This is a genomic window from Staphylococcus ureilyticus (assembly GCF_002902235.1).
Taxonomy (GTDB): Bacteria; Bacillota; Bacilli; order Staphylococcales; family Staphylococcaceae; genus Staphylococcus; species Staphylococcus ureilyticus.
Map to the genome: position 1 here is coordinate 1 of NZ_PPRL01000140.1, position 6,714 is coordinate 6,714.

Consider the following 6,714-nt stretch of genomic DNA (forward strand, 5'->3'; position numbering starts at 1 on the left):
AGTATATAATGATTAAAACAAAGGGGGAAAATTGAATATATGAACTTAGCAATTCTCGGTTTTATTATGATTATCATCTTTATGGTATTAATTATGACTCGTAAAATGTCAGCTTTGACTGCATTAATTGTTATACCAACCATTTTTGCTTTAATCGGTGGTTTCTACTCAGGTTTAGGTAAGTTTATGCTTGATGGCATAGAAACTGTTGCACCAACTGGAATTATGCTGACTTTTGCCATACTTTATTTTGGCGTTATGATAGATGCAGGATTATTTGAACCAGTCATTAATCAAATTATAAAAGTCGTTAAAGGGGATCCAGTAAAAATAGCAATAGGGACCGTAATATTAGCATCAATGGTAGCACTTGATGGTGATGGTACCACTACTTTTATCATAACTGTAACTGCAATGATGCCGCTTTATAAAAAAATTGGTATGAGTCTGTATACTTTATCTACATTAGCACTTTTATCTATCGGGGTTATGAACATGTTACCTTGGGGCGGACCCACTGCACGTGCGATTTCATCTTTGCAAGTAACTACTGAGGAAGTCTTTGTACCAATCATTCCTGCAATGATTGCTGGTATATTATTTGCTTTTGGAGTTGCTTACATACTTGGAAAACGTTCAAAAAGATATCTCACATCAAATACAAATATTGATTTAAACGATATAAAACCTACTGATACAAAAGAAGAATCTTTATTAAAAAGACCTAAAATGCTTATTCCAAATGCAATACTTACAATTTCATTAATCATCTGTCTGGTTATCGGCTTAATGCCAATACCTGTTATGTTTATGCTATGGTTTGGCTTTGCAATTTTACTAAACTATCCTAATTTAAGTATCCAAAATTCTGTTGTGAAAAAACATGCTGGCGACGTACTTTCTGTAATTAGTCTTGTTTTCGCTTCAGGTATATTTACAGGCGTAATGAATGGGACAAAAATGGTTAACGAAATGGCTAATACCTTAGTACAAATTATACCAGATGCTATGGGGAACCACTTTGCACTAATCACTGCAATTCTGAGCGGACCATTTACATACTTTATGGCAAATGATCCTTTCTATTATGGTGTATTACCTATTTTAGCTGAATCTGCACAACAATTTGGCATTTCTAAAGTTGATATGGCCAGAGCTTCAGTTCTTGGTCAACCTTTACATGTATTAAGTCCATTGTATGCTGCTGGTTATTTACTTGTAGGTATGCTAGATATAGAATACGGTCAAAATCAGCGTATTGTAATAAAATGGGCAGTTGGCTCTAGTCTATTCATGATTTTAATTGCTTGTATTTTAGGAATTATACCGTGGTAAAATGTAATTCACAACTTGCAACTAGAATATATGTAAAGTAAACAAAATCGTTAGCTTTTGAAATATAAAAAGCACTCATCCAATTTTTTAGTTTGGATGAGTGCTTTATTTGTATACGAGATGAATAATTTGCCTCACCAATTAATTAGTCGATGATACGTTTTTCGTACTGTGCTTATATTTATATATTAACGATGATAAATATAAGCTTTAAAACACTGCATAATAACAAATTTCAATCATTTATTATTTTTTCATCAATAAGTAGACAAATAACATAAAATTGTCGTTTTATTTTATGGGTACTTGGGTAAAACTTAACGTCGGATTTACAATGTTAAGGAGTGTTTTTATGGATCAGATTCATGAGTGCAAATATATTAATCCTTCAAAAATTTCTCTCGATTGGGAATGTTTTGTTCTAAGTAAAAGTGACATGGAATTGGATGGTTTACCTACAGAACTTATTAATACATGGATGGCTCAAAATATTATTGAACCTTTTTCAATAAGAAATAATGAAATTAACTTTAGAACGGAAGACATTAAACATGCTTTAAAAATAAGAAATTGGTATTACGAACACTGAATCTTTATTTTAATTGACACTTAAATTATTCAGATATAAACTTAATGCCCTTTTTGCAGATGTCATTACTTCATTGTAATTATAATTCGTTTTAAAGTATGCATATAATTCCTGATAACCAGTTGCATGTTTAGGGAAATTGTTATCTTTATTTATAAAATAGGCAAGTTGACCAAGTGGCGTGTCGTCATTAACAAAGTCAATAATAAAATCATAAAATGTCATAAGCATTACCTCGATTACTTAAATTTTAATCGTTACATGTCTTACTATTTAAAGCCTTTTCATAATCATAACAAATAATATTTATTTGTCTATCACTGTTCATTTTTAAAATTAAAAATGATGAGTTTAATTGTTGTTTCCATAGTATTTAACTAAAATTGTAAATATTGTAAAGTTTATGGGTTTCATTACTAAAGCAATAAAAATTTTATATCTTTTCACTTAAATTTTATTGTAGTCATTATTCTTTTACAATATAAAAACAACCTAGGCGAAATTGTTTCGCTTAGGTTGTTTTTTATACACTAATTTTAAACTAAAACATTACCATTTTGATCTGCAGGTTTGAATACCGTAATAATTGCACCAATGATAGCTAAAATTTGTGGGATACCTGTCCAACAAAATACAAGGAACAAGAGACCCATTCCGGTTTTTCTAGCATAAAACTTATGAATTCCAAAACTTCCTAAAAACACTGCTAAAACAATATAAATCACTTTATTGACTTCATTCATTATTTTCTATCTCCTTACTTATTCGATTCACTACTATTATACAATGTTATACTAAATAAAATCTAAAATTTTAATGCTATACGCTTATTCTTTTCTAATGCGCAGACACTTTTCAAACTAAACGCATTAGAATATCTTATACTATGGCATCTTATGAATAAATGATAAAATAAGACTCAAACTAGCTTACTAATCTAAAAACAATTAATTTTTAAGTTATTGAATAAAATCATCAAATTGTACAATTAAGATGAAATGCAAAGGAGGGACAAGACTTTGAGTTTACATTTCATGATTATATTTTGGCTTTCACTCATATTTTTAGTTTGTGGAATTATTTCCTTAATAATCTATAAGTTAAAAGGTACACAACAAACAAAAGAATCTTTACTCGGACTGACTGTTATTTTAATTATTTTTGGTGTTGTAGGTATACTCTTCACTATCATTTTCGGTTAGTTCATTTTAAAACTTTCAATATACGTGCAAAGTGTAGCGATCAAACATGCTTAACTTAAGCCAAACGATATTATAAACTTCTTGAGGTACCACTTAAAACAAATTAAATAAGTGGTGCTTTAGTATAAGCTTTCGCTCATATAATATTTAAAGTTCATTTTTCTTCCTAAAACCTTAACTCATTTAAAAAAACGAATCAGGTATGCTTATACCTATGTTTAAGTATTGAACGTATCGATTCAGTTTGTAATAAAATGAAAAACCATTAAGAGAATAATAATTAATATAAAGAAATATATAAAACGTTTAATCGCTCTGATTTTTTCATGGCGTATTTCTTCCTTAGAGTGATTGACATTTTCATGCAACCTCGTATTTATAAATAAAAATGGCATCGTTGCTAAAAAAGCAAAAATTAATGCTAATATAATAGATAATAAAACAATCATGCTATCACCTCATATCAATATATTTATTGAACTTATTCCCTTTCGAGTTCAATTAATTCAAAATTTAAGATTCTACTATAGAAAAATCTTAAAAAGAGCACAATCATAAGGAGAGATAAATATGAAGTTAACTTATTTACCTAAATGGCAAATAATAAATCAAAGTCAAAAAAATTTTATGATTCAAGAAGATACAACATCTATTTCTCTTGTAAGTCCAATTAATGAATACGCGATGGGCATTTTAAGCCAAATTTATTTTACGATTGAGCAAGGCAATGTTGTTAATACTACGATTGAAAATAATAGTGATGAATTGAAAGTAACTGTCGATGAAGAAAATTTAACACTTTATATCTTCGACCTTTAAACAAACCAAACATGAAAGAAGCTCACTTCACCGTATTTTTATTCAATTAGTCGATGATTAGTGTATGATATATATAAATATAATTACTTTGAAACAAACATATAAATTCATACAGGTAGGTGAAAAGATGAAACTATTAAAAAATCTGTTACTACTTATATCTGGCGTTTTAGTGATTCGTGCATTACTTTTAAGTATTGATAACACAAACGATGATAAAATCGAAAATAAAGTGAGCGTTCAAGATAAAAACAAAAAATAAAATCTAAACTAACTGTTCATATAAGAAGTGGGACTAGAAATCAAATGTCATACATGATTTCTCTCCACTTTTTTTGTTTCAACTATTCTGTATCACTGACTGTGTATGTACCAAATCCAAGAAAAAAATTAATATACGAGAGGTTATTATGCAATACATAAAATCCAAAATTGAAAAATACCAAATTTATATTTATTTTATTGCACTTTTTAGTGGAATAATCGTTGGCTTAATATCCAATGCTTTTACTAATATATTAGAAACTATTATTTCTGCTAGCTTGTGTATCCTTATGTTTAGTATGTTTTCACAAATTCCATTTTTTAACATCAAACACAACTTACTTAATATAAAATCTATTTTGGCATTATTAACATCAAATTTTATAGCTATACCATTATTTGTTTTTGGTTTAATTCAATTGTTTGATGTTTCAAATGTTCCTATCATCATAGGGTTGTACCTTGTTTTACTAACGCCTTGTATTGACTACGTAATCGTTTTTAATGCTTTAGGAAAAGGAAATGAACAACTCATGTTGTTTGCTACACCACTGCTGTTTATAGGCCAAATTTTATTATTACCTTTATATTTTACGTTGTTTCTAAATATTGATATTTTTTCACAAATAGATATTTTGCCATTCTTAAAGTCATTTTTAATGTTCATAATTTTCCCTTTATTATCAGCACTTTTATTACAATATACCAGTGAAAAATCTGAAAGCATAAATCAAATATTAAAGTTAACATCTTGGCTTCCCGAAATTTTCATGGCACTGGTTTTATTTTCAATTGTAGGTTCACAAATAAATAAAATTATTTATAACTTAAATATTGTCTTTTCAGTAATACCTATTTATATTTGCTTTTTAATCGTATCCCCTTTTATAGGTACTTTATGTGGAAAATTATTTAAAGTAACACAAGAAACTAAAAGAACGATAGCTTTTAGTTCAAGTACAAGAAATGCACTTGTTGTCTTACCATTAGCTTTAGGTTTACCAAACCATTGGGTAACCATTGCAACTACTGTCATTATTACGCAAACATTATGTGAATTATTAGGCGAACTTATCTACATCAAAATGATACCTAAATACATTAAATAATTATATTACTATTTATCAGAGGCTAATTATTATTCATTTACTCTTAAATATATTAAACTAATATATAAAGTTAACATTTTACACTATTATCGTTAAATAGCTCATGAACTCTGTCTCATTTTAGCCAAACGCTAATTTTTTAATTTGAAAACGGGGTGATTAAGATGCAAATTTTAAGAAGCGTATCTGAAAATAACCGTACAACTTTCCACATTAAAACGGATTTAGGCTTAATTATTAAAGTTACTGTTGATAATGAATTAACTTCAAAAGATAACAAACTTTTACTAATAAAAATAGCTAACGACATGGATCAAAAACTCCAAGGCAATGTTGAATCTTTTAAAGCTTAGTGATTTTTGAATAAATGTATGCATACAAAAAGGAGTGAAAATAGGAAACCATCAGTAAAATATGGATTCCTTTTCACTCCTTTTATTATTTATTAATTAACAAGCACAATGATAAATCCAATAAATAGCACTAACATTGATAGCCTTGGCTTACTTTTTCCAAACAAACCACTCAATAATACAAATGCTAAACCTACAATTAATAATTGATTATTAAACGTTGTTAGCCCCATTAAATCACCAGCCATCATTATAACGCCATATATAACAACAATCGTTATCGCTAGGCTACATAAAAATGACAATATACTCAATAATCTCACAATATACATCCCTTTTTATAAATAGTTATACTATATGCAGTATAAAACAAAAACGCCGCTTCGAAAAGCGACGTCAATCTCGAAAATATATTCCACACTAAAGTTTGGAGGACTTTTTGTGCTTGGTTAGTTATACCCTTCTTTATAAAATAAAAACACAAAAAACTAATTTTTCCAAAAAATTATCATGAATTATAATTAACAGTTAAAAATGCATTGTTTTGAATAAGATTCAACAAGTTAATTAAATTAATTGAATCATACCAGTGGAAAAGAATTTAATAAAAAGTTATCCTATAGTTAAAGTATTAATCATTTCAATTATAAAATAATAATTTATTCGTCTTATAAAAGTAATGTTTCTATTTATGCATTATTTTATATTGTAGTGAATTGTTTTATAGAAAAAAGGTGATGAGATGAAAGTATTACGGAAAGTTTATAAAGACGAAGAACCAATTTACCATGTTAAAACCGATAAAGGTTCTGTTATTAGAATTAAAGGTTCTGACGAATTGACCGATGCAGAAACTGAAGAATTATTAACAATAGTTGCAGAGGATATTGATAAAATGAAAAAATAAACAATCAAATTTTGAACGATGATGTTTACGATGGACAAAGGGGTTACATCGTAAGTATCATCGTTATTTTACTCCTTGGTTAGGCATCATAACTGAGTCTTTATATATTATATAATGCTTTTTTAACAATGATTGA

Annotated in this window: 12 protein-coding genes; 8 read left to right on the top strand and 4 right to left on the bottom strand. The window is 28.0% G+C overall.

Translation table 11 applies throughout. The features are described from left to right. The first annotated feature begins 39 nt into the window (after window positions 1–39). Window positions 40–1,335 (top strand): CitMHS family transporter, encoded by a 1,296-nt coding sequence (locus CD150_RS11815; RefSeq protein ID WP_070039157.1) that lies wholly within the window; start codon window positions 40–42, stop codon window positions 1,333–1,335. A gap of 352 nt (window positions 1,336–1,687) precedes the next feature. Then, window positions 1,688–1,924 carry a hypothetical protein gene (locus tag CD150_RS11820; protein WP_046207483.1) on the top strand — a complete coding sequence of 79 codons (237 nt, stop codon included), beginning with the start codon at window positions 1,688–1,690 and terminating at the stop codon, window positions 1,922–1,924. 9 nt (window positions 1,925–1,933) lie between these two features. Here CD150_RS11820 and CD150_RS11825 read toward each other — a convergent pair whose 3' ends face one another. Then, window positions 1,934–2,149 (bottom strand): sterile alpha motif-like domain-containing protein, encoded by a 216-nt coding sequence (locus tag CD150_RS11825; RefSeq protein ID WP_046207482.1) that lies wholly within the window; start codon window positions 2,147–2,149, stop codon window positions 1,934–1,936. Between the two features lie 311 nt (window positions 2,150–2,460). Further along, window positions 2,461–2,667: a TM2 domain-containing protein gene (locus CD150_RS11830; protein ID WP_019467917.1), complete on the bottom strand. Its 207-nt coding sequence runs from the start codon at window positions 2,665–2,667 to the stop codon at window positions 2,461–2,463. Window positions 2,668–2,943: 276 nt separating this feature from the next. Between CD150_RS11830 and tsaT the strand changes: the two genes are divergently transcribed. Beyond that, window positions 2,944–3,126 (top strand): type II toxin-antitoxin system toxin TsaT, encoded by a 183-nt coding sequence (tsaT, locus tag CD150_RS11835; protein ID WP_064209474.1) that lies wholly within the window; start codon window positions 2,944–2,946, stop codon window positions 3,124–3,126. Window positions 3,127–3,365: 239 nt separating this feature from the next. On the opposite strand, the gene CD150_RS11840 is transcribed toward tsaT, so the two are convergent. After that, entirely contained in the window at window positions 3,366–3,575 is a 210-nt protein-coding gene (locus CD150_RS11840; RefSeq protein ID WP_046207480.1) for a hypothetical protein, read from the bottom strand. A 121-nt stretch (window positions 3,576–3,696) separates the two neighbouring features. Between CD150_RS11840 and CD150_RS11845 the strand changes: the two genes are divergently transcribed. The 4 genes from CD150_RS11845 to CD150_RS11855 all read left to right on the top strand — a co-directional run bounded on the left by CD150_RS11845 (window position 3,697) and on the right by CD150_RS11855 (window position 5,671). Then, window positions 3,697–3,945 carry a hypothetical protein gene (locus tag CD150_RS11845; RefSeq protein ID WP_046207479.1) on the top strand — a complete coding sequence of 83 codons (249 nt, stop codon included), beginning with the start codon at window positions 3,697–3,699 and terminating at the stop codon, window positions 3,943–3,945. Between the two features lie 127 nt (window positions 3,946–4,072). Further along, on the top strand, window positions 4,073–4,207 hold the full coding sequence (locus tag CD150_RS13875; RefSeq protein WP_256277551.1) for a hypothetical protein: 135 nt from the start codon (window positions 4,073–4,075) through the stop codon (window positions 4,205–4,207). Between the two features lie 148 nt (window positions 4,208–4,355). Continuing rightward, complete coding sequence (locus CD150_RS11850; protein WP_073342945.1) at window positions 4,356–5,318, top strand: arsenic resistance protein; 963 nt, start codon at window positions 4,356–4,358, stop codon at window positions 5,316–5,318. A 164-nt stretch (window positions 5,319–5,482) separates the two neighbouring features. Then, window positions 5,483–5,671, top strand: a complete 189-nt coding sequence (locus CD150_RS11855) for a hypothetical protein (protein WP_046207477.1) — start codon at window positions 5,483–5,485, stop codon at window positions 5,669–5,671. Window positions 5,672–5,763: 92 nt separating this feature from the next. On the opposite strand, the gene CD150_RS11860 is transcribed toward CD150_RS11855, so the two are convergent. Further along, window positions 5,764–5,994: a hypothetical protein gene (locus CD150_RS11860; RefSeq protein ID WP_046207476.1), complete on the bottom strand. Its 231-nt coding sequence runs from the start codon at window positions 5,992–5,994 to the stop codon at window positions 5,764–5,766. A gap of 419 nt (window positions 5,995–6,413) precedes the next feature. Between CD150_RS11860 and vraX the strand changes: the two genes are divergently transcribed. Beyond that, complete coding sequence (vraX, locus tag CD150_RS13490; RefSeq protein ID WP_164996921.1) at window positions 6,414–6,578, top strand: C1q-binding complement inhibitor VraX; 165 nt, start codon at window positions 6,414–6,416, stop codon at window positions 6,576–6,578. The last annotated feature ends 136 nt before the right edge of the window (window positions 6,579–6,714 follow it).

Bases quoted from the DNA above. Each gene is read 5' to 3' on its own strand.
- CD150_RS11815 (WP_070039157.1), top strand. From the start codon at position 40: ATGAACTTAGCAATTCTCGGTTTTATTATGATTATCATCTTTATGGTA.
- CD150_RS11820 (WP_046207483.1), top strand. From the start codon at position 1,688: ATGGATCAGATTCATGAGTGCAAATATATTAATCCTTCAAAAATTTCT.
- CD150_RS11825 (WP_046207482.1), bottom strand. From the start codon at position 2,149: ATGACATTTTATGATTTTATTATTGACTTTGTTAATGACGACACGCCA.
- CD150_RS11830 (WP_019467917.1), bottom strand. From the start codon at position 2,667: ATGAATGAAGTCAATAAAGTGATTTATATTGTTTTAGCAGTGTTTTTA.
- CD150_RS11840 (WP_046207480.1), bottom strand. From the start codon at position 3,575: ATGATTGTTTTATTATCTATTATATTAGCATTAATTTTTGCTTTTTTA.
- CD150_RS11845 (WP_046207479.1), top strand. From the start codon at position 3,697: ATGAAGTTAACTTATTTACCTAAATGGCAAATAATAAATCAAAGTCAA.
- CD150_RS13875 (WP_256277551.1), top strand. From the start codon at position 4,073: ATGAAACTATTAAAAAATCTGTTACTACTTATATCTGGCGTTTTAGTG.
- CD150_RS11850 (WP_073342945.1), top strand. From the start codon at position 4,356: ATGCAATACATAAAATCCAAAATTGAAAAATACCAAATTTATATTTAT.
- CD150_RS11855 (WP_046207477.1), top strand. From the start codon at position 5,483: ATGCAAATTTTAAGAAGCGTATCTGAAAATAACCGTACAACTTTCCAC.
- vraX (WP_164996921.1), top strand. From the start codon at position 6,414: ATGAAAGTATTACGGAAAGTTTATAAAGACGAAGAACCAATTTACCAT.